Genomic DNA, 20,099 nt, shown 5'->3' on the forward strand with positions numbered 1-20,099 from the left:
GCGGACGCGTGCGCGTCCGCCCTGCTCGCTCGGATTCGGGCTTTTTGCAGGGTGGTCGGCATGAGGCCGACCACCGGGGGGAGGTACTGCGTTTTGTAGCTTAGATCTTGCCAACCAGGTCCAAGGACGGAGCGAGGGTCTTCTCGCCTTCCTTCCACTTGGCCGGGCAGACTTCGCCCGGGTGGGCAGCGGTGTACTGGGCAGCTTTCAGCTTGCGCAGGGTCTCGCCGACATCACGAGCGATTTCGTTGGAGTGGATCTCAACGGTCTTGATGATGCCTTCCGGGTTGATCACGAAGGTGCCACGCAGGGCCAGGCCTTCTTCCGGGATGTGCACGCCGAAGGCGTTCGTCAGCTGGTGGGTCGGGTCACCGATCAGCGGGAACTGGGCCTTGCCGACTGCCGGGGAAGTCTCGTGCCACACCTTGTGGGAGAAGTGGGTATCGGTGGTCACGATGTAGACCTCGGTACCGGCCTTCTGGAACTCGCCGTAGTTGTTGGCGGCGTCTTCGATCTCGGTGGGGCAGTTGAAGGTGAAGGCTGCCGGCATGAAGATCAGGACCGACCACTTGCCCTTGAGGGATTCTTCGGTGACTTCGATGAACTTGCCGTTGTGGAAAGCGTTGACCTTGAAAGGTTGAACTGCGGTGTTGATCAGAGACATCGAGTGGACCTCTTATGAGTTGGAAGTGTGGGTTGAGAAATTTACCAGACGAATACTAGGTGGTTGCGCTGTAAAGAGCTTATTGATTGAAGGAATCGACCTCATTGATTTCCTATATCACTCTGAAGCCCAGTAGCCACGGGCCTTCCAGCCTGTCACGCAAGGTATCGAAAGGAAACTAGACGAGGGATTCGTCCAGTACGACAACCACTTTACCCGACACCTGGTTACTGTTCAGAGCGGCGAAGGCAGCTTCCACGTCCTTGGCAGCGAAGCTTTGTTCCAGTTGCGGCTTCAGGCGGCCTTCGGCGAACAGCGGCCAGGCATGCTGGCCAAGATCACGCAGCAGGTCGGCCTTGAAGGCGTCGTCGCGGTTGCGCAGGGTCGAACCGATCAGCTGGATGCGCTTGCCCAGCACCAGGGCCATATCCAGCTCGGCCTTGCGGCCGCCCATGAGGCCGATATTCACCCAGCGGCCATCACGGGCCAGCAAGTCGAGGTTGAGCGCGGCGTAGTTACCACCGACCGGGTCGAGGATCACATCGAACGGGCCGAAGTCGCGCAGGCTCTCCAGCGTTTCGCCGCGCAGTGCGCCGCCCTGGGCGCCGAGGCCCTCGCAATAGGCTAGGCGCTCGGCGGAACCAACGCTGACCCAGACTGGGCTACCAAAGGCCTTGCACAGCTGGATGGCGGCGGAGCCGACGCCGCTGGCCCCCGCGTGCAACAGCACCTTCTCACCGGGCTTCAGGCCGGCCAGCTGGAACAGGTTGAGCCAGGCGGTGGCGTACACCTCCGGCAGCGCAGCCCCCTCCGCCAGGCTGAGGCCCTCGGGCACCGGCAGCACGTGACCGGCATCCACCACCACCTCTTCGGCCATGCCGCCACCAGCCAGCAGCGCGCAGACACGATCGCCCACCTGCCACGCCGCACCCGCCCCCACTTCGGTAATCACGCCCGAACATTCAAGGCCGATGATGTCGCTCGCACCGGGAGGCGGAGGGTAATGCCCCGCCGCCTGCAACAGATCGGCGCGGTTCAATCCCGCGGCCGCCACACGAATGCGGACCTGCCCCACATCACAGTCAGGAATGGGGTATTCAGCCCATTCCACGCGCCCTTCCACGCCTTGCAATGCTTTCACGCTGCCTCCATAGTGACCCAGGACTCGCCCAGCGGCTGACCGCCGGGCTTTTGCTTTGCGCCGATGGAACCCGGCGCCCTCAAATACGGCCTAATATGCGTTATCACCTCCCCCGACGTCGAATAAGCATGAAGCGTTCACTGATCTGCTCCGCCCTTGCGTTTGTATTCAGCATCAGCGTTCTGCCGCTGCATGCGTCCACCACCTCGGCAAGCGACAGCTGGGACTCCATCCAGCCCGACCGTGAGCAGGTGATAGCCAGCCTCAATGTGGTGGAGCTGCTCAAGCGCCATCACTACAACAAGCCGCCACTCAACGATGAGCGCTCGGTGAAGATCTACGAGGGCTACCTCAAGCTTCTCGACCCGGCGAAGATGTATTTCACCGCCGGCGACATCGCCGAATTCAACCAGTGGAAAACCCAGTTCGACGACTTCCTCAAAAGCGGCGACCTGGACCCGGGCTTCACCATCTACAAGCGTCATCTCGACCGTCTCAAGGAACGCCTGGACTTCGCCCTGGCGATGCTCGACAAGGGCGTGGACAAGATCGACTTCAGCGCCGACGAAAGCCTCGAGACCGACCGCGAGAAGGCCACCTGGGCCAAGGACAGCGCCGCCCTCGACGACCTTTGGCGCAAGCGCGTGAAGGACGAGGTGCTGCGCCTGAAGATCGCCAATAAAGAGCCGAAGGCGATCCAGGAACTGCTGGTCAAACGCTACAAAAACCAGCTTTCGCGCCTCGAGCAGACCCGTGGCGAGGACGTGTTCCAGGCCTATATCAACGCCTTCGCACAGACCTACGACCCGCACACCCAGTACCTCTCCCCGGATAACGCGGAGAACTTCGACATCAACATGAGCCTGTCGCTGGAAGGCATCGGTGCGGTGCTGCAGAGCGACAACGAGCACGTCAAGGTGGTGCGCCTGGTGCCTGCCGGCCCCGCCGAGAAGAGCAAGCAGATCGCCCCGGCCGACAAGATCGTCGGCGTCGCCCAGGGCACGGGCGAGATGGTCGATGTGATCGGCTGGCGCCTGGACGAAGTGGTCAAGCTGATCCGTGGCCCGAAAGGCTCGGTGGTACGCCTGGAAGTGGTCCCCGCGAACAACGCGCCCAACGACCAGAGCAGCAAGATCGTCTCCATCACCCGCGAGGCGGTGAAGCTCGAAGAGCAGGCCGCGAAGAAGTCCGTGCTCAACCTCGAACATGAAGGCCACACCTTCAAGCTCGGCGTGATCGAAGTGCCGGCCTTCTACCTCGACTTCAAGGCCTTCCGCGCCGGTGATCCCGAGTACAAGAGCACCACCCGCGACGTGAAGAAGCTGCTCGGCGAGCTGCAGAAGGAGAAGGTCGACGGCGTGGTCATCGACCTGCGCAACAACGGCGGCGGCTCCCTGCAGGAAGCCACCGAGCTGACCGGCCTGTTCATCGACCAGGGCCCGACCGTGCTGGTACGCAACAGCGACGGCCGAGTCGACGTACTGGCCGACGAGAACACCGGCATCTTCTACAAGGGCCCGATGGCCGTGCTGGTCAATCGCCTGTCCGCCTCGGCCTCGGAGATCTTCGCCGGCGCCATGCAGGACTATCACCGTGCGCTGATCATCGGTGGCCAGACCTTCGGCAAGGGCACCGTGCAGACCATCCAGCCGCTCAACCACGGTGAGCTGAAGCTGACCCTGGCCAAGTTCTACCGCGTCTCCGGCCAGAGCACCCAGCACCAGGGCGTGATCCCGGACATCGAGTACCCCTCGGTGGTCGACACCAAGGAAATCGGCGAAAGCGCGCTGCCCGAGGCCATGCCCTGGGACAGCATCCGCCCGGCCATCAAGCCCGAGGTCGACCCCTTCAAGCCCTTCCTCTCCGAGCTCAAGGCCCGTCACGATTCGCGCACCGCGCACAATCCCGACTTCGTCTACAGCCGCGAGCGCCTGGCCCTGGCCCAGAAGCTGATGAAGGAAACCACCATCACCCTCAACGAGGCCAAGCGTCGCGCCCAGCAGGCCGATATCGAAGCCAAGCAACTGGCGATGGAAAACACCCGTCGCAAGGGCAAGGGTGAGGAGCCGCTGAAGGAACTGAAGAAGGAAGACGAGGACGCGCTGCCGCTGGACGATGACAAGACCAAGCCGGAAGACGACGCCTACCTGACCGAGACCGGGCAGATCCTGCTCGACTACCTGGGTCTGAATTCGACGGTCGCCAAGCACTGATCGAACGTCATCAGAACGTCACGAAACTGTCGTGAAATGCAGGGGCCGCTGATGCGGCCCCTTTGCTTTTGAGCCGCATTCACGAGAGCCAACATGACAGTCACCGAGCAGTTGAGCGCCTTGGGCCAGATCCTCGCTCACGGCGACCTGAACAGCCTTTTCCAGCCGATCATCTCGCTTTCCGAACGCCGCATCCTGGGGTACGAGGCCCTCACCCGAGGCCCCTCCAACAGCCCCCTGCACTCCCCCGTCACCCTGTTCGCCGTCGCCCGCCATGCGGGGCGCCTCAGCGAGCTGGAAATGGCCTGCCGCAAACGCGCGTGCACGCGCTTCCATGAGCTGAAGCTCGACGGCAAGCTGTTCCTCAACGTGTCCCCCGAATCCCTGCTCGACCCGGCTCACCAGCCCGGTCGTACCCTGCAACTGCTGCAGTCCTTCGGTATCCCGCCCAGCCAAGTGGTAATCGAGCTGACCGAGCACGCCCCCACCGAGGACTTCGGCCTGCTGGACACTGCCCTGCACCACTATCGCGCCATGGGCTTCTCCATCGCCCTGGATGACCTGGGCGCCGGCTACTCCAGCCTGCGCCTGTGGTCGGAGCTGCGCCCCGACTACGTGAAGATCGACCGCCACTTCATCGACGGCATCCACCAGGACGCGGTGAAGCGCGAATTCGTCGGCTCCATCCTCAAGATGGCCAAGGCCTCACGAGCGCAAGTGATCGCCGAAGGCATCGAACTGCCTGAAGAACTCGCGGTACTCGCCGAAATGGGCCTGGACCTGGTCCAGGGCTACCTGCTCTGCCGCCCCCAGGAGCAGCCACCTCGGGATGCCCGACCGCTGCTGCCGCAACTGGAAAGCACCAGCCCCCTCGCCGACGATGGCTCCGATCTGCAAGCCCTGCTCAACGAACAGGCAGCGGTGGACCAGAACACCCCCATCGCCGTGGTCCTGGAAGCCTTCCGCGCCCAGGCCAACCTCAACTCCCTGGCGGTGATCGACGCCCAGCAGCAACCGGTGGGCATCGTCCATCGCCACCTGCTTTCCGATGCCCTGCTCAAGCCCTTTGCCACTGACCTGTTCGCCCGCAAGCCCATCAGTCGGCTGATGAGCGACGACTTCCTTGCAGTGGAGCTGAGCCAGTCCTTGCAGCGGGTCAGCCGCCTGCTCACCAGTCGCGCGCGCCAGCGTATCGAGGAAGACTTCATCATCGTTTCCGAAGGCCGCTACCTGGGCCTGGGGCGGGTGATCGATGTGCTCAAGCTGATCACCGAGATGAAGATCCAGCAGGCCCGCCACGCCAACCCGCTGACCCTACTGCCTGGCAACGTGCCCATCCAGCAGTGCCTGGCGCGCCTGCTGCAGCAAGGCCGCCCGGCGATGGTCTGCTATGTGGACATCGACAGCTTCAAGCCCTTCAACGACCTCTACGGCTATGCCAAGGGCGATGAAGTACTGCTGTGCCTGGCGCAATGCCTGAACGAACGGGTCGACCCCGCGCGGGACTTCGTCGGCCATATCGGCGGCGACGACTTCATGCTGGTGCTGGGTTCGGAAGACTGGCGCGCCAAGCTCAACTACCTGCTGGAGGATTTCCAGGGCCAGTGCCGGCGCTTCTACCGCAACGACCACCTGCAAGCGGGCTGCTTCATCGCCCACAACCGCCGGGGCGAGCGCGAGGAATTCCCGCTTCTGTCCCTGTCCATCGGCGTGGTCAATCTAAGGGCCGAAGCCTGCGCCCACCTGGACGCCAGCCAGCTCGCCGCCCTCGCCTCGGAAGCCAAGCGCCACGCCAAGGAAGTGCCCGGCTATAGCCTGCACATCATCGACGCGGTCTGATCCGAGAGAAGGCGATCGGCGGTGGGGTCAGAAGCCCCGTTGAACGGCGCTGGCAGCCATACGCTCGGCAGCGGCGGGGTCGGGTGCCAGGCCCGGCCCGCCATCACGGTACAGGTCGGCCAGGCGCTTGGCCGCCAACGGGTGCCCGGCGGCCTCGGCAATCACCCACCAGGACGCGGCTTCACCGGCGTCCGGCGGGTTACGGGTATCACCCGCCAAGGCCACCACACCGAGCTGGTAGGCGGATTTACCGTCACCGGCACGGGCCGCCAGGCGCAGCATGCGGATGCCCTCCTCCCGAGCACCGAAGCCCTGGCCACGGTGCAGCAGGAGATGACCGTAGAAGCTCTGCGCGGCCACATCGCCGAGGTTCGCCATGCGCGCGTACTGGCCCTGCATCCAGTTCCAGGCACGGGGCTGACGGACCAGCGAAGGCCAGCGCAGCAACCAGCGGGCGACCCGGTAACCGACATGGGCCCGCAGCTTCCACAGCAACATCAGACTTCCTCGGGGTAAGTGAACTCGAATACCCGGACCACTTCTGCGGCATGCCAGGACGCCGCGGCGATGCCATCCGGAGGACCGGGGAAACGCCCCAGGCGTATCACGCATTCGAAGAAGCCGGTGCGCGGCAGGCGGCTGGCGCCCTGGCTGATCACCAGCGAGCTGCGCAACGGGCGTTCGGCCCGAGCATCCAGTGCAGCCAGGTGCTCCAGCGCAGCGGTAAGGGTCTGCATCGCGGGGGTGGGGAGTTGCAGCCGCTCCACCAACGCGCGATAGGTCAGCAGGTGGCGCTGGCGGCGCGCATCTTCGAGCTCACCGAGCAAGGCCTGCCAGTGCTGGCGGCTGATGCGCACGCTCAAGATTCGGACTCCCAACCGGCGACACCCAGAATATGGGCCAGCGAGCGCTTGATGGCCGTATCCGGCTCGCGCTCGCCGCTCTCGATCAGGGCCAGGTAAACCGGGCTGATGCCAACGGCGCGGGCCAATTGTTCCTGGCTCTGCCCCTGCGCCTCGCGCAATGCCTGGAGCTGCGAGAAAGCAGGGGTGGCGGCGGCGCTGCTGGGCGCCTGGGTGGCTTGTCCGGCAGCCTGTAGCAGTGCCTGGTAATCAGCCCAGGGCAACACTGCGTACTCTGCTTCACCGTCACGCATGATCACTTGCACGTTCATTGAAACTCCCGTGGACAGCAGTGCCGACAGCTTCAGCACTTTCCTTGCAGATCGCCATATTAACAGGGCGAATCAGCCTCCGGGGGCCATCAGTGAACAAGCTGTGAACCCGTGTGCGCCTGCACTTCGCCGGTCTCAGAGCACCTCGTCGATCACCTCTTCACGAGCCGGTATGCGCTCCAGGGAAGCGCTCACTTCCGGCGTCTGCGCCTCGCGCCAATGGCGGAAGGCGTCGATCTCGGCGCTCCAGGTCTTGAGCACCCAGGCGAGCACGCCGAGGTCATCGATCAGGCCGACACCGAGCACCCAATCTGGGATGGCATCCACCGGGGTGAGGAAGTACACCAGCCCGGCAACGATGGAGAGCAATGCCTTGGGGCTGATGTCACGGTACTGGCCACGCAGGCGCGCCACGCAAAGGGCCAGTAACACCTGCAGGTCGTCCTTCACCGCCCCCAGGCGGCCGCTCTGTTTCGCGCTCTTGCGGGTCACCGCCAGCAACAGCGCAGGCAATCTTCCGCGCGCCAGGAAACGCCGCGCAATGGGCAGGTAACGCTCGAGATTCGGGGGTATCTTCATGGTCGCTCCTCGGCAAACCGCATGGGAACGGGCCTATGGGCGGTTACCCACAGAAGCTGTGGATAACCTTGTTAGCAGTTTATCCCGACAACCTGCAAAAGCCCGCGCCACGCGGCTTCGCTACAGATCGGCGATTTTTTGGCCAAGCTAAAAACACCAGCAAAATCAACTGGTTGAAAATCGACCAGCGCCTGCGACAGCAAACCGCAGTGACAAGTCCCGTGGTTACTCGGTCATGTGCATAACCGTAACACCAGGATGCCGGAACACCTTCGTTCAGACCCGGCAGTCAGCACCAGGTTCGCTCCGTGACCGCATCGGCAAAACCGGTTACCGAAACGCAGCGCGGCTATCCGAAAGAGTGGCCGCGGCCGCAGAAACGAAAACGCCCCGCAATGCGGGGCGCCTCGAAAGACAACGGCTTACTGCTGGGGAGCGGCAGCCGGGTCCTTGATGCCGATCAGCTCCAGGTCGAACACCAGAACGGAGTTCGCCGGGATCGCCGGGCTCGGGCTCTGCTCGCCGTAGGCCAGCTCGCTCGGGATATAGAGTTTGTACTTCTCGCCGACATGCATCAGCTGCAGGCCTTCGACCCAACCCGGGATCACGCCGTTGACCGGCAGGTCGATCGGGCTGCCACGCTGGATGGAGCTGTCGAAGACGGTGCCATCGGTCAGCTTGCCTTCGTAGTGAACGGTCACCACATCGGTGGCCTTGGGCTGCGCGCCATCGGCCTTCTTCACGACTTCGTACTGCAGGCCGGAAGCGGTGGTGGTCACGCCCTCACGCTTGCCGTTCTCTTCGAGGAACTTCTTGCCCGCCTTGGCGGATTCCTCGTTGAGCTTGGTCATGCGCTCTTCGGCACGCTTCTGCAGGAAGGCGAAGGCCTCGACCAGCTCGTCGTCCTTCAGGCGCTGTTCCTTCTTGCCGATGGCATCTTCGATGCCCTGGGCGACAGCTTTGGAATCCAGATCGTCCATGCCTTCCTGGGCCAGGCTCTTGCCCATGTTCAGGCCGATGCCATAGGAGGCCTTCTGTGCCGGAGTCTTGAGCTCGACGCTGGTCTGCGAATCGCAGCCCGCGAGCACCAGGCCCACCAGAGCCACAGCCGCTGCCAACCGATGTTGTTTCATGCTGATTCCTTGTCTGTCCGCCGTGATGGCATGTTCTATGAAGTCGCGAGCTTAGCAGGCCCCTGCGACCAGTGGCTATGGGCATATAGGATCGGAGAACAGGCAAATAGTTCAGCGCTGGGCGGCGAGAAACGCATGAATTGCCAGCATTTTTTCGCAGAGGCGGGGCAGGACGTCAGGGGGCTTTTTCGCAGGCAAAGAAAAAGCCCCCAGGTATCGCTACCTGAGGGCTTTCTATATATGGCGCAGCGGACGGGACTCGAACCCGCGACCCCCGGCGTGACAGGCCGGTATTCTAACCGACTGAACTACCGCTGCGCGTTACTGCAAGATTGGTGGGTGATGACGGGATCGAACCGCCGACCCTCTGCTTGTAAGGCAGATGCTCTCCCGGCTGAGCTAATCACCCTTCACTCTCGAAGTGGGGCGCATTCTAGAGTGGTATCCCGACCCTGGCAAGCCCCTTTTTAAAAAAATTTTGCTAGCCGTTCCAAAGGCTTAGCTCAGGGTTGGCCTGAGTGCTCCGGGGGAGAATAATGCGCGCTTTGTGTCCGGAGAGAATTCCCCCATGTGGTTCCGTAACCTGCTCGTCTACCGCCTCACCCAGGATGTGCCCTTCGACGTCGAGGCCCTGGAAGCCGCCCTGGCCACCAAGCCGGCCCGCTCCTGCGCCAGCCAGGAACTGACCACCTACGGCTTCATCGCCCCCTTCGGCAAAGGCCCCGACGCGCCCCTCGTCCACTCCAGCGAAGGCTTCCTGCTGGTGGCCGCGCGCAAGGAAGAACGCATCCTCCCCGGCAGCGTGGTGCGTGACGCCCTGAAGGAGAAGGTCGACGAGATCGAAGCCGAACAGATGCGCAAGGTCTACAAGAAGGAGCGCGACCAGCTCAAGGACGAGATCGTCCAGACCTTCCTGCCCCGCGCCTTCATCCGCAAGTCCGCCACCTTCGCCGCCATCGCTCCGGCCCAGGGCCTGATCCTGGTCGATGCTTCCAGCCCGAAGCGCGCCGAAGACCTGCTCTCCACCCTGCGCGAGGCCATCGGCTCCCTGCCCGTGCGCCCGGTCTCGGTGAAGATCGCCCCCACCGCCACCCTCACCGAGTGGGTCAAGACCCAGGAAGCCGCCAAGGACTTCTACGTGCTCGATGAGTGCGAACTGCGCGACACCGACGAAGACGGCGGCGTGGTGCGCTGCAAGCGCCAGGACCTGACCAGCGACGAAATCCAGCTGCACCTGTCCTCCGGCAAGCTGGTCACCCAGCTGTCCCTGGCGTGGCAGGACAAGCTGTCCTTCATCCTCGACGACAAGCTGGTGGTCAAGCGCCTGCGCTTCGAAGACCTGCTGCAGGACAAGGCCGAGCAGGACGGCGGCGAAGACGCCCTGAGCCAGCTCGACGCCAGCTTCACCCTGATGATGCTGACCCTGGTGGAGTTCCTGCCCCAGCTGATCGACGCCCTCGGCGGCGAAGAGATCCCGCAAGGTATCTGACGCCCCCGCGCCCGGCAGATGCCGGGCGCCCCTCCCTAAGGAACGAGCATGCGCGCACTGGCCGCCCTGAGCCGCTTCGTCGGCAACACCTTCGCCCTCTGGATCCTGTTGTTCGCCGTGCTGGCGTTCTACCAACCCGCCTGGTTCCTGCCGCTGGTGAAATGGATAGTGCCGCTGCTCGGCCTGATCATGTTCGGCATGGGCCTGACCCTGAAGACCGAAGACTTCCGCGAAGTCGCACGCCGCCCCTTGCGCGTGCTGATCGGCGTGCTCGCCCAGTTCCTGATCATGCCCGGGCTCGCCTGGCTGCTGTGCCAGGTACTGCGCCTTCCGCCGGAAGTGGCCGTCGGTGTGATCCTGGTGGGCTGCTGCCCCGGGGGTACCGCGTCCAACGTGATGACCTGGTTCGCCCGCGGCGACCTGGCGCTCTCCGTGGCCATCACCGCCGTCACCACCCTGCTCGCTCCCCTGGTGACTCCGGCGCTGATCTGGTTATTGGCCTCCGCCTGGCTACCGGTGCAGTTCGGCGCACTGTTCATGTCGATCCTTCAGGTCGTGCTGCTGCCCATCGCCCTCGGTTTGATCGCCCAGCGCCTGCTCAGCGTGCGTGTGCGTCACCTGGTCGAGGTCCTGCCCCTGGTTTCGGTGGTGAGCATCGTCGTCATCGTCGCGGCGGTGGTTGCCGCGAGCCAGGCGAAGATTGCCGAATCCGGCCTGCTGATCATGGCCGTGGTGGTGCTGCACAACGGCCTCGGCCTGGCCCTGGGTTACCTCGCCGGCAAGGTCTTCGGCCTGCCGCTGGCCCAGCGCAAGACACTCGCCATCGAGGTGGGCATGCAGAACTCCAGCCTCGGCGCCGCCCTGGCCAGTGCCCACTTCTCGCCCCTGGCGGCCGTGCCAAGCGCCCTGTTCAGTGTCTGGCACAACCTCTCGGGCTCCCTGCTCGCTGCGCTGTTCCGGCGCATGAAGGATGAGTCCGACAAGCCTGCCGTCTGACATCTGTCAGGCCGCCCGTCCCATGCAACTTGTCCGGGCGGCCAGGATGTGCAAAATACTGCGCAGTGCAGGGACGGCCCTGCCACTCGCCGAGTGACCATTCCGGGGACGGCCCCGATCCAATCAGTCGTACCTTTGGAGGTCACCATGTCCTGGATCATCCTGTTCTTCGCCGGCCTGTTCGAAGTCGGTTGGGCCGTCGGCCTGAAATACACCGAGGGCTTCACCCGCCCCATCCCCACCGCGCTCACCGTATTGGCCATGGCCATCAGCCTCGGCCTGCTGGGCCTGGCCATGAAGCACCTGCCGCTGGGTACCGCCTATGCGATCTGGACCGGCATCGGCGCCATCGGCACGGTGATCGCCGGCGTCATCCTCTTCGGCGAATCCGTGGCGCTGATGCGCCTGGCCAGCGTGGCGCTGATCCTCTGCGGGCTGATCGGGCTGAAGCTGAGCACCTGAGTGCCCTGACGAAGCCGCCGCCCACAAAAAAGCCCGCCGATATGGCGGGCTTTTTCATGCCTGCAGCACCTAGCGCTGGTCACCGCGCAAGGCCGCCACCGAAGCCTGAAGGCTCAGGCGGTCGACACCTTCCGGCGCCAGCGGCTGGCCAGCCACCAGGTTGATCCGCGACCAGAAGCGCTTGAACAGGCCCTTGCCCGGGTCACGGCTGAAGAAGCTGCCCCACAGCCCCTGCAGCGCCATCGGAATCACCTGGACCGGGTTCTCCTCGAGGATGCGCTCGACACCGTTCTTGAACTCGTTCATCTCGCCATCGGTGGTCAGCTTGCCTTCCGGGAAGATGCACACCACCTCCCCTGCGCGCAGGTACTCGGAGATCTTCTTGAAGGCGCGGTCGTAGACCAGCAGGTCCTCGTTGCGCCCGGCGATGGGCACCGTGCCCGCCGTGCGGAAGATGAAGTTGAGCACCGGCAGATTGTAGATCTTGTAGTACATGACGAAACGCACCGGCCGCCGTACCGCACCGCCGATCAGCAGGGCATCGACGAAGGACACGTGGTTGCACACCAGTAGCGCGGCGCCCTCGTCCGGAATCGCCTCCAGGCCCTTGTGCTCGACGCGGTACATCGAGTGGCCCAGCAGCCAGATGAGGAAGCGCATGCTGAATTCGGGGACGATCTTGAAGATGTAGCTGTTCACCGCGATGTTCATCAGCGACACCACCAGGAACAGCTGCGGAATCGACAGCCCGGCGACGCTGAGGAACAGGATCGAGGCGATGGCCGAAACCACCATGAACAGTGCGTTGAGGATGTTGTTGGCAGCGATCACCCGCGCCCGCTCGTTCTCCGCGGTGCGCGACTGGATCAGCGCATACAGCGGCACGATGTAGAAGCCGCCGAACAGGCCGATGCCGAAGATGTCGGCGAGGATCAGCCAGGCCTGGGGCACGCTGATCACCGCCAACCAGTCATGGGGCGCAGTGCCTTGGGGGAAGCCGCCCGAATGCCACCAGAGCAGGATGCCGAAGACGGTCAGGCCGATGGAGCCGAAGGGCACCAGACCCACTTCCACCTTGCCGCCGGAAAGGCGCTCGCAAAGCATCGAACCCATGGCGATGCCCACCGAGAACACGGTGAGGATCAGGGTCACCACGCTCTCGTCACCGAACAGCAGGTCCTTCGAGTAGGCGGGAATCTGCGTCAGGTACACCGCACCGAGGAACCAGAACCAGGAGTTGCCCACCAGCGAGCGCGACACCGAAGGACGCTGGCCAAGGCCCAGCTGCAGGATGCGCCAGGACTGGCTGAAGATGTTCCAGTCGAGCTTCAGCTCCGGCATCGCCGCCGCGGCGCGGGGGATGCCACGGCTGGCCAGGTAGCCGAGGGAGGCGGTGATCAGGATGGCGGCGGCGACTATGGGCTCGTAGCGCTCGGCGGACATCATGATCCCGGCGCCGATGGTGCCGGCGAGGATGGCCAGGAAAGTGCCCATCTCCACCAGGGCGTTGCCGCCCACCAGCTCGTTCTCACGCAATGCCTGGGGCAGGATCGAGTACTTCACCGGGCCGAAGAGTGCCGAATGGGTGCCCATGGCGAACAGCGCGGCCAGCAGCAACCAGAGGTTGTCGAGGTAGAAGCCCAGGGCACCCACCGCCATGATCCCCACCTCGGCCGCCTTGATCGCGCGGATCAGCGAGTCCTTGGCGAACTTTTCGCCGAACTGCCCGCCGAGGGCGGAGAAGAGGAAGAACGGCAGGATGAACAGCAGGGCGCACAGGTTGACGTAGACCGTCTTGTCACCAGAGATCGCCAGCTTGTAGAGGATGGCGAGGATCAGCGACTGCTTGAAGATGTTGTCGTTGAAGGCGCCGAGCAGCTGGGTCACGAAGAACGGCAGGAAACGTCGCTTGCCCAGCAGGGCGAATTGCGAATGTTGGCTCATCTTCCTTGGTACCTGGGTAATGGCTGGGGTAAAGCCGGTGCACGAAGCACGTCGCTGATTTGACAGCAACTGGCCAGCTCCAGGCCACACTTTGAGACGAAAAATGCCGAATCCCCACATAAAAAGGGCGCCTTTCACGGCGCCCTCTTCCCTCAGATGGGCAACTGCCCCAGCCCCCAGCGCAGGGCGAAGAACAGCAGCAGGCCGCCGAGGATGGTCGCCAGCAGGTGGCGGGTGACGGCGGCGATGAGGATGCAGCCCAGGCCCCCCAGCAGGTAGGCGTTATCCAGCGCCAGCGCGGCGTGGACGCCATCGGGCATCACCATGCCCGGCACCACGATGGCGGTGAGCACCGCCGTGGGCACGTAGTGCAGGCCCTGACGCACCACGGGCGGGAAGCGCAGGTCGGGCCAGGCGAACAGGCTGTAGCGGATGGAGAAGGTGATCGCGGTCATGCCGAGGATCAGCAGCCAGGTTTCCATCAGAGCACCTCCTCCAGTTGGCCGAGCCGATAGCGGCGCTCCAGCACGATGCCGACGACGATGCCGCTCAGGGCCGCCGCCATCAGCCCCAGCTTGTAGGGCAACCCGTGGCACAGCAGCGCCACCGCGCCGGCCACCAGTGCCGCCGCCACCTGCGGACGGTTGCGCAGCATGGGTACGACGATGCCGATGAAGGTCGCCAGCATGGCGAAATCCAGCCCCCAGGCGGCCAGGTTAGGCACCGCCTGGCCGAACACCACGCCAACCAGGGTGCACAGCTGCCAATTGAGGTACATGGCCAGCGCCGCGCCGAGGAAGTACCAGTGTTTGTGTGGCGAAGCGTCCGTCTCCGCGTAGCGGTGCTGCACCACGGCGAAGGCCTCGTCGGTGAGCCAGAAGGCCAGGGGCATGCGCCAACGCTTGGGCAGGTGGCTGACGAAGGGCTGCAGGCTGGCGCTGTACAGGGCGTGGCGCAGGTTGACCACCAGGGTGGTGAGCAGTACCACCGCGATGCCCGCGCCACCACCGAGCAGGGTGATGGCGATGAACTGGGCGGAGCCGGCAAACACCAGCAACGACATGCCGAGGGTCTGCCAGGCACTGAGCCCGGCGCCGGCGGCGAGGGTGCCGAAGATGATGCCGAAAGGCACGGCGCCGATGAGCATCGGCACCATATCGCGCCAGGCGCGGAGGAATTCGGTTGAGCGGGACATGGGTTCTCCTTGTCCGCGCAGCTTAGAAGAGGCGTTTCAGTGAGTCTTGAACGATCTTGCGCAGGCGCTGCGGTATTCACCCGGCGCCACACCATAGGTCTGCTTGAACTGCCGGCTCAAATGGCTCTGGTCGGCGAAGCCCAGTTGCATGGCCACCGACAGCGGCGCGCAGCCCTCGCGCAGCAATGCCCGCGCCTGCTCCAGGCGACGCTGCTTGAGCCAGGAATGCGGCGGTAACCCGGTGGCCCGGCGGAACACCCGGGCAAAGTGGAAAGGCGAGAGCCCTACCGCTGCGGCCAGTTCCTCCAGGGATGGCGGTTCGGCCAGGCGTGAAGCCAACAGCTCGCGGGCAAGGGTCACCGCCTGGGGCTCATGCCCGGCGGCACGGGGCGCGCCGATGCGTGCATAGCGTTGAAACAGCAGCAGTACCGCTTCGCGCCAGGCCATCTGCTGCTCCAGCGCCGTGGCGCCCTGCTCCAGCAAACGGTGCAGGGCGAGGAAGCGATTGGTCACCTCGGGGTCGTGCAGCACGCTGTCAGCGAAGGTGGGCAGGCCGCCCGTGGAGATATCCAGCTCCTCCAGCACCTCGGTCACCCGCTGCAGATCGGGGTAGAAACCGCGATAGCGCCAGCCTTCGTCGTGGGCCTTGGAGCCGGTGTGGAGTTCGTCGGGGTTGATCAGCACCATGCTGCCCTGCTCCGCCAGGTGGTCGCTGCCACGGTGGCGGAAACGCTGGGCGCCGGACTCGATCACGGTGAAGACATAGCCCTCGTGCACATGGGGCGCGAAGCGCTGCTCGATGTAGCGCGCATGCAGCAACTCGACACCGCCGAGCTCGCTGGCCTGCCAGAAATGCGTCTGTTCGCCGCCGATGCCACTCATGTTCAGTTGCCGAAGGAAGCTTCCAGGGCCTGCTTCACCGCCGGCCATTCACGGTCGGTGATGCTGTAGAGCACGCTGTCGTCGAGGCGCCCATCGGCCAGGCGGCGGTTGTTGCGCAGCACCCCTTCGCGCTGTGCACCGAGCTTCTCGATGGCCTTCTGCGAGCGCAGGTTGCTGCCCGCGGTCTTCAGTTGCACACGCACCACCTGCCACTCCTCGAAGGCGTGGCGCAGCATCAGGTATTTGATCGAAGCATTGAGGCCACTGGCATGCTCGCTGCGGGCCAGCCAGGTCCAGCCGATCTCCACCGCCGGCAGGGCAGGCATGAAATCCGCGAAACGGCTGGTGCCCACCAGGCGGTCGCCCAGGCGGATGGCGAACACCACGGCCAGGCCTTCGCGCTGCTGGGCCAGGCCCTGGCGGTACCAGTCCGGGCGCAGCGGGCCGCTCATGTAGACCAGTTCGTCGCGGTTGGCTTCAGCGAGGGCCGAGAGCTCGGTGATGTCGGCCTCAGTCAGCGGTTCCAGGCGCAAGGCGCCACGCTGCAGGATGACCGGTTGCGGATTGAACATCTGCGCCTCCTCAGGCGAAAGACCCCTGCTGATCAGAGCGTCCGGGCACCCGGAAGTGCCCTGCAGGGCGCCGGCCTGGACGATTGGAAGTCCGCCGACAAGGTTGCCACGCTAGCAGCCCCGCCAGCAGCGCTCAACCCCGCCTGCGACCTTGGTCGCAGCTGCCTGACGGACAACCGGCTTTGGTGCGAAACTGCCGCATCGAGACACAGGTGGGCGCATCCGTCCGCCGCTTTCACTTCGGAGTCTGCATGTCGTTGTCCAGCGGGCTGATCGCCGCGGTCGCCCTTCTCTATATGGCCGTGCTGTTCGCCATCGCCTTCTATGGCGACCGCCGTCGCGCGCCCATGCCGCCGAAGGGCCGTGCCCTGGTCTACAGCCTGTCGCTGGCGGTGTACTGCACCAGCTGGACCTTCTTCGGCGCCGTGGGCCAGGCCGCCGGTCAGCTCTGGGCCTTTTTGCCGATCTACCTCGGCCCCATCCTGCTGATGGTCTTCGCCCCCTGGGTGCTGCAGAAGATGGTGCTGATCAGCAAGCAGGAGAACATCACCTCCATCGCCGACTTCATCGCCGCCCGCTATGGCAAATCCCAGGCCCTGGCGGTGGTGGTGGCGCTGATCTGCCTGGTCAGCGTGCTGCCCTACATCGCCCTGCAGCTCAAGGGCATCGTCCTGGGCGTCAACCTGCTGATCGGCTCCGGCGCCGAATCCACCGGCACCCGCGCCCAGGACACCGCGCTGATCGTGTCCCTGGTGCTGGCGCTGTTCACCATCCTTTTCGGCACCCGCAATCTCGACGCCACCGAGCATCACCGCGGCATGGTGCTGGCCATTTCGTTCGAGTCGCTGATCAAGCTGCTGGCCTTCCTCGCCGTCGGCATCTTCGTCAGCTTCAGCCTGTTCGATGGCTTCGACGACCTGACCCTGCGCGCCATGCAGGCCACCCACCTGGAGAGCTTCTGGCTGCAGCCGGTGGACTGGCCGACCCTGATCGTGCAGACCGGCGTGGCGATGGTGGCGTTCGTCTGCCTGCCCCGGCAGTTCCATGTCGCGGTGGTGGAAAACATCGAGCCCCGTGACCTGCGCACCGCGCGCTGGGTGTTCCCGCTCTACCTGGGGCTGGCGGCGCTGTTCGTGGTGCCCATCGCCCTGGCCGGCAAGATGCTGCTGCCCGCCGGCGTGATGCCCGACTCCTTCGTCATCAGCCTGCCCCTGGCCGAGGCCCATCCGTCCCTCGCCCTGCTGGCCTTCATCGGCGGCGCCTCGGCCGCCACCGGCATGGTCATCGTCGAAGCCGTGGCGCTCTCGACCATGGTCTCCAACGACATGCTGCTGCCCTGGCTGCTGCGCCGGCAGAGCGCCGAGCGCCCCTTCGAGGTGTTCCGTCACTGGATGCTCTCGGTGCGCCGGGTCAGCATCGTGGTGATCATCCTCCTCGGCTACGTCAGCTACCGCCTGCTGGGCTCCACCGCGAGCCTGGCCACCATCGGCCAGATCGCCTTCGCCGCCATCGCCCAGCTCGGCCCGGCCATGGCCGGCGCCCTCTACTGGAAGCAGGCCAACCGTCGCGGCGTGTTCGCCGGGCTGGCCACCGGCGCCCTGCTCTGGGCCTACACCCTGGTGCTGCCACAGGTGGCCCGGGGGCTCGGCTGGCCGCTGGAGGCCTTCCCCGGTCTCGCCGGGCTGATGGCCAACCCGCTGAACCTGCCCATCGACCCGCAAACCCAGGGCGTGGTGCTGTCCCTGGCCGGCAACTGGCTGCTGTTCGCCTGGGTCTCGGTGTTCTCCCGCACCCGGGTGTCCGAGCACTGGCAGGCCAGCCGCTTCATCGGCCAGATCGTTTCGGCGCGGCCGAGCAACCGCTCGCTGCTGGCGGTACAGGTGGAAGACCTGCTGATGCTGGCGGCGCGCTTCGTCGGCGAGGAACGTGCGCGGCAGAGCTTCGTGCGCTTCGCCTACCGCCAGGGCACCAGCTTCAACCCGGTGCAGAACGCCAACCAGGACTGGATCACCCACACCGAACGCCTGCTCGCCGGCGTGCTCGGCGCCTCGTCCGCCCGCGCGGTGGTGAAGGCCGCCATCGAGGGCCGCGAGATGCAGGTGGAGGACGTCGTGCGCATCGTCGACGAAGCCTCCGAGGTGCTGCAGTTCAACCGCGCCCTGCTGCAAGGGGCCATCGAGAACATCACCCAGGGCATCAGCGTGGTCGACCAGTCCCTGCGCCTGGTGGCCTGGAACCGCCGCTACCTGGAACTCTTCGACTACCCGGACGGGCTGATCAGCGTCGGCCGGCCCATCGCCGACATCATCCGCTACAACGCCGAACGCGGCCTGTGCGGGCCGGGCGACGCCGAGGCCCACGTCTCGCGCCGGCTGTTCTGGATGCGCCAGGGCAACGCCCACACCTCCGAGCGCCTGTTCCCCAATGGCCGGGTCATCGAGCTGATCGGCAACCCCATGCCGGGCGGTGGCTTCGTCATGAGCTTCACCGACATCACCGCGTTCCGCGAAGGGGAAAAGGCCCTCAAGGACGCCAACGAGGGGCTGGAGCAACGGGTCACCGAACGCACCCTCGAACTGTCCCAGCTCAACCAGGCGCTGATCGAGGCCAAGGGCACCGCCGAAGCGGCCAACCAATCGAAGACGCGCTTCCTCGCCGCCGTCAGCCACGACCTGATGCAGCCGCTCAACGCCGCGCGGCTGTTCTCCGCCGCCCTCGCCCACCAGCAGGACGCGCTGCCACCGGAATCCCGCGAACTGGTGGGCCACCTCGACAGCTCCCTGCGCTCGGCGGAAGACCTGATCACCGACCTGCTGGACATCTCGCGCCTGGAAAGCGGGCGCATCACCCCCGACCGCGCCGCCTTCCCCCTGGCCGCGCTGTACGACGCCCTCGGCGCCGAGTTCAAGGCCCTGGCCCAGGAGCAGGGCGTGGACTTCCGCGTCAGCGGCAGCAAACTGCGCATCGAGAGCGACATGAAGCTGCTGCGCCGGGTGCTGCAGAACTTCCTCACCAACGCCTTCCGCTATGCCAAGGGCCATGTGCTGCTGGGCGTGCGCCGCGAAGGCGGCCTGCTGCGCCTGGAAGTCTGGGACCGCGGCCCGGGCATCCCCGAAGATAAGCGCAAGGTGATATTCGAAGAGTTCAAGCGCCTGGACAGCCACCAGACCCGCGCCGAGAAAGGCCTGGGCCTGGGCCTGGCCATCGCCGACGGGCTCTGCCGCGTGCTCGGCCACCACCTGGAAGTCCGCTCGTGGCCGGGCAAGGGCAGCGTCTTCAGCGTCAGCGTGCCCCTGGCGCGCACCCCGGCACCGGCCCCCGTCGTGCCGCAGAAGGAAGCCAACGGTCACGCCCTGGATGGCACCCAGGTGCTGTGCATCGACAACGAAGACAGCATCCTCACCGGCATGCACAGCCTGCTCTCGCGCTGGGGCTGCCAGGTGTGGACGGCGCGCAACCGCCTGGAGTGCGAACACCTGCTGGCCGAGGACGTGCGCCCGCAACTGGCACTGGTGGACTACCACCTGGATGAGGGCGAGACCGGCACCGAGCTGATGGCCTGGCTGCGCACCCGCCTCGGCGCACCGGTGCCGGGCGTGGTGATCAGTGCCGACGCCCGCGCCGAACTGATCGCCGAAGTCCACGCCGCCGGCCTCGACTACCTGGCCAAGCCGGTCAAGCCCGCCGCCCTGCGTGCCCTGCTCAGCCGACACCTGGTGTTGCGCTGAGCGGCTCGCGCTGCGCACCCGGTAATTCTTCGTCGCAGCTCGGGAGCAACCCGGCAGGCCTCACGGGCCGGATTCCCCGGCCTGACTC

General features: G+C 65.2%; 18 protein-coding genes and 2 tRNA genes. 6 read left to right on the forward strand and 14 right to left on the reverse strand.

All coding sequences use genetic code 11. The annotated features are described in order from the left end of the window. Nucleotides 1-100: 100 nt before the first annotated feature. Together ahpC and PI990_RS23820 are read right to left on the reverse strand one after the other, a co-directional pair. Nucleotides 101-664 (reverse strand): alkyl hydroperoxide reductase subunit C, encoded by a 564-nt coding sequence (ahpC, locus tag PI990_RS23815; protein WP_021221309.1) that lies wholly within the window; start codon nt 662-664, stop codon nt 101-103. Between the two features lie 178 nt (nt 665-842). Beyond that, complete coding sequence (locus PI990_RS23820) at nt 843-1,805, reverse strand: NAD(P)H-quinone oxidoreductase (protein ID WP_031288407.1); 963 nt, start codon at nt 1,803-1,805, stop codon at nt 843-845. A 128-nt stretch (nt 1,806-1,933) separates the two neighbouring features. On the opposite strand from PI990_RS23820, the gene PI990_RS23825 reads away from it, so the two are divergent. Together PI990_RS23825 and PI990_RS23830 are read left to right on the forward strand one after the other, a co-directional pair. Then, nucleotides 1,934-4,018, forward strand: a complete 2,085-nt coding sequence (locus tag PI990_RS23825; protein WP_021221311.1) for a carboxy terminal-processing peptidase — start codon at nt 1,934-1,936, stop codon at nt 4,016-4,018. Between the two features lie 93 nt (nt 4,019-4,111). Further along, nucleotides 4,112-5,857 carry a bifunctional diguanylate cyclase/phosphodiesterase gene (locus tag PI990_RS23830; RefSeq protein ID WP_021221312.1) on the forward strand — a complete coding sequence of 582 codons (1,746 nt, stop codon included), beginning with the start codon at nt 4,112-4,114 and terminating at the stop codon, nt 5,855-5,857. 27 nt (nt 5,858-5,884) lie between these two features. On the opposite strand, the gene PI990_RS23835 is transcribed toward PI990_RS23830, so the two are convergent. From PI990_RS23835 to PI990_RS23865, 7 genes are all read right to left on the reverse strand, one after another. After that, nucleotides 5,885-6,355, reverse strand: a complete 471-nt coding sequence (locus PI990_RS23835; RefSeq protein ID WP_021221313.1) for a hypothetical protein — start codon at nt 6,353-6,355, stop codon at nt 5,885-5,887. Beyond that, the gene (locus PI990_RS23840; RefSeq protein WP_021221314.1) at nt 6,355-6,720 is read right to left on the reverse strand and encodes a hypothetical protein; all 366 of its coding nucleotides are present in this window, start codon (nt 6,718-6,720) and stop codon (nt 6,355-6,357) included. The genes PI990_RS23835 and PI990_RS23840 overlap by 1 nt, the downstream gene beginning before the upstream one ends. Continuing rightward, a complete protein-coding gene (locus tag PI990_RS23845; protein WP_021221315.1) occupies nt 6,717-7,031 on the reverse strand; it encodes a helix-turn-helix domain-containing protein in 315 nt (104 codons plus the stop codon). Before PI990_RS23845 ends, PI990_RS23840 begins: the two co-directional genes overlap by 4 nt. Nucleotides 7,032-7,166: 135 nt before the next feature. Beyond that, a complete protein-coding gene (locus PI990_RS23850) occupies nt 7,167-7,610 on the reverse strand; it encodes a YkvA family protein (RefSeq protein WP_043245488.1) in 444 nt (147 codons plus the stop codon). Between the two features lie 422 nt (nt 7,611-8,032). After that, nucleotides 8,033-8,743: an FKBP-type peptidyl-prolyl cis-trans isomerase gene (locus PI990_RS23855; protein ID WP_263403617.1), complete on the reverse strand. Its 711-nt coding sequence runs from the start codon at nt 8,741-8,743 to the stop codon at nt 8,033-8,035. Nucleotides 8,744-8,984: 241 nt separating this feature from the next. Next, nucleotides 8,985-9,061 (reverse strand) — tRNA-Asp (locus PI990_RS23860). Between the two features lie 15 nt (nt 9,062-9,076). Next, a tRNA-Val gene (locus PI990_RS23865) sits at nt 9,077-9,152 on the reverse strand. A 159-nt stretch (nt 9,153-9,311) separates the two neighbouring features. On the opposite strand from PI990_RS23865, the gene rdgC reads away from it, so the two are divergent. The 3 genes from rdgC (at nt 9,312) to sugE (ending at nt 11,690) form a co-directional block, all read left to right on the forward strand. After that, on the forward strand, nt 9,312-10,232 hold the full coding sequence (gene rdgC / locus PI990_RS23870) for a recombination-associated protein RdgC (protein ID WP_021221381.1): 921 nt from the start codon (nt 9,312-9,314) through the stop codon (nt 10,230-10,232). A gap of 48 nt (nt 10,233-10,280) precedes the next feature. Continuing rightward, nucleotides 10,281-11,228: a bile acid:sodium symporter family protein gene (locus tag PI990_RS23875; RefSeq protein ID WP_271658677.1), complete on the forward strand. Its 948-nt coding sequence runs from the start codon at nt 10,281-10,283 to the stop codon at nt 11,226-11,228. 147 nt (nt 11,229-11,375) lie between these two features. Continuing rightward, the gene (sugE, locus tag PI990_RS23880) at nt 11,376-11,690 is read left to right on the forward strand and encodes a quaternary ammonium compound efflux SMR transporter SugE (RefSeq protein ID WP_021221383.1); all 315 of its coding nucleotides are present in this window, start codon (nt 11,376-11,378) and stop codon (nt 11,688-11,690) included. A gap of 69 nt (nt 11,691-11,759) precedes the next feature. Here sugE and PI990_RS23885 read toward each other — a convergent pair whose 3' ends face one another. From PI990_RS23885 to PI990_RS23905, 5 genes are all read right to left on the reverse strand, one after another. After that, nucleotides 11,760-13,634 (reverse strand): MFS transporter, encoded by a 1,875-nt coding sequence (locus PI990_RS23885; RefSeq protein WP_021221384.1) that lies wholly within the window; start codon nt 13,632-13,634, stop codon nt 11,760-11,762. 152 nt (nt 13,635-13,786) lie between these two features. Then, a complete protein-coding gene (locus PI990_RS23890; RefSeq protein ID WP_021221385.1) occupies nt 13,787-14,116 on the reverse strand; it encodes an AzlD domain-containing protein in 330 nt (109 codons plus the stop codon). Further along, a complete protein-coding gene (locus PI990_RS23895; protein WP_043243090.1) occupies nt 14,116-14,829 on the reverse strand; it encodes an AzlC family ABC transporter permease in 714 nt (237 codons plus the stop codon). Before PI990_RS23895 ends, PI990_RS23890 begins: the two co-directional genes overlap by 1 nt. 36 nt (nt 14,830-14,865) lie before the next feature. After that, nucleotides 14,866-15,711, reverse strand: coding sequence for an AraC family transcriptional regulator (locus PI990_RS23900; RefSeq protein WP_271658678.1), 846 nt, complete (start codon nt 15,709-15,711; stop codon nt 14,866-14,868). Between the two features lie 2 nt (nt 15,712-15,713). Continuing rightward, on the reverse strand, nt 15,714-16,283 hold the full coding sequence (locus tag PI990_RS23905; RefSeq protein ID WP_021221388.1) for a GNAT family N-acetyltransferase: 570 nt from the start codon (nt 16,281-16,283) through the stop codon (nt 15,714-15,716). Between the two features lie 251 nt (nt 16,284-16,534). Between PI990_RS23905 and PI990_RS23910 the strand changes: the two genes are divergently transcribed. After that, nucleotides 16,535-20,011: a hybrid sensor histidine kinase/response regulator gene (locus tag PI990_RS23910; RefSeq protein ID WP_184487762.1), complete on the forward strand. Its 3,477-nt coding sequence runs from the start codon at nt 16,535-16,537 to the stop codon at nt 20,009-20,011. Nucleotides 20,012-20,099: the final 88 nt, after the last annotated feature.

Source organism: Pseudomonas sp. TUM22785 (assembly GCF_028198105.1).
GTDB classification, from domain to species: domain Bacteria; phylum Pseudomonadota; class Gammaproteobacteria; order Pseudomonadales; family Pseudomonadaceae; genus Metapseudomonas; species Metapseudomonas solani.